Origin of the sequence: Amycolatopsis speibonae (genome assembly GCF_042647925.1) — a bacterium.
In the GTDB taxonomy this organism is placed as follows: domain Bacteria; phylum Actinomycetota; class Actinomycetes; order Mycobacteriales; family Pseudonocardiaceae; genus Amycolatopsis; species Amycolatopsis speibonae.
The window spans coordinates 1,341-2,276 of sequence record NZ_JBHRWK010000157.1 but is presented as its reverse complement, the minus strand read 5'-3'; the positions used below and the strand labels follow the sequence as shown (position 1 = coordinate 2,276).

At 62.7% G+C, this 936-nt stretch carries 1 protein-coding gene; it reads left to right on the top strand.

Annotated elements, in window-relative coordinates; genetic code table 11:
- Window positions 1–72 precede the first annotated feature (72 nt).
- Window positions 73–936: WXG100-like domain-containing protein (locus ACFOSH_RS43220; RefSeq protein ID WP_378247486.1), on the top strand; the 864-nt coding region annotated here is incomplete at its 3' end.

Below are 936 nucleotides of genomic sequence, written 5' to 3'. Positions count from 1 at the left end.
GTGAGTCCGTGCGGGGTTCGGCCGAGGACTCGAAGTAGTTTGTGATGTTTTCTTCTGCGAGGAGGTGGGCGGATGGCTGAGGGTGGTTCAGTCGAGTTGCCTGCCGCCTTGCAGACGTTTTTCAAGGTCACGCTGGGGATGACGTGGCCTGAGGCCAATGTGGGCAATTTGCGGGTGATGTCGGGGGCGTGGAAGGTTTTTGCCCAGCAGTTGGCGGAGATCGGCGGGGGTGTGGGTTCTGTCCCGGCCGCTCTTGATCGTTCGATGGATGGTGAGTACGCGGAGGCGATGGGGGACTGGTTCTCGGGGAGACTGATTCCGTCTATCGATGATTTACGGGATGCGGCTGAGGCTTTTGCGAAGATGGCGAAATCGACTGCGGCGAATGTCGAGAAGTCACAGATCATGATGATCATGTTCGCGCTTCTTGCTTTGGCTTCGGTTATTGAGTTGTTGGCGTCGATCATCTTCGCGTGGATGGCCGCGGCGGTGGAGCTGGCGGCGCAGGTGACGATTCGGATGATCTGGCAGGCGCTGGTGCGGAAGATCGCGTCGATCACCGGGGCGCAGGTGGCGAAGGCCGCGGGGACCGCGGTGATCGACATGGCGTCGTTCGCGGCGATGGGCGCGGGGCTGATGGTAGTGGTGGACGGGGTCACGCAAGGTGCGCAGATGGCGAAGGGCGTGCGGGATAAGGACGATTTTGATGCGGAGTCGTTGGGGAAGTCGGCGATCGGGGGTGCGATCGGGGGTGGCGCGGCGGGGCTGACACACAGTGTGGCGAGGGTCGCGGTGATGGGGGCGAGGGACGCGGCGAAGACGTTCGGTAAAGAGGTTCCGGGTTGGCTGGCAGGGGTCGGGCACGGGGGATACGCGGTTGCGCAGATAGCGGCGGTCGCGTGGAGCAATCCGATTGTCAATATCGCGGTCGACAGC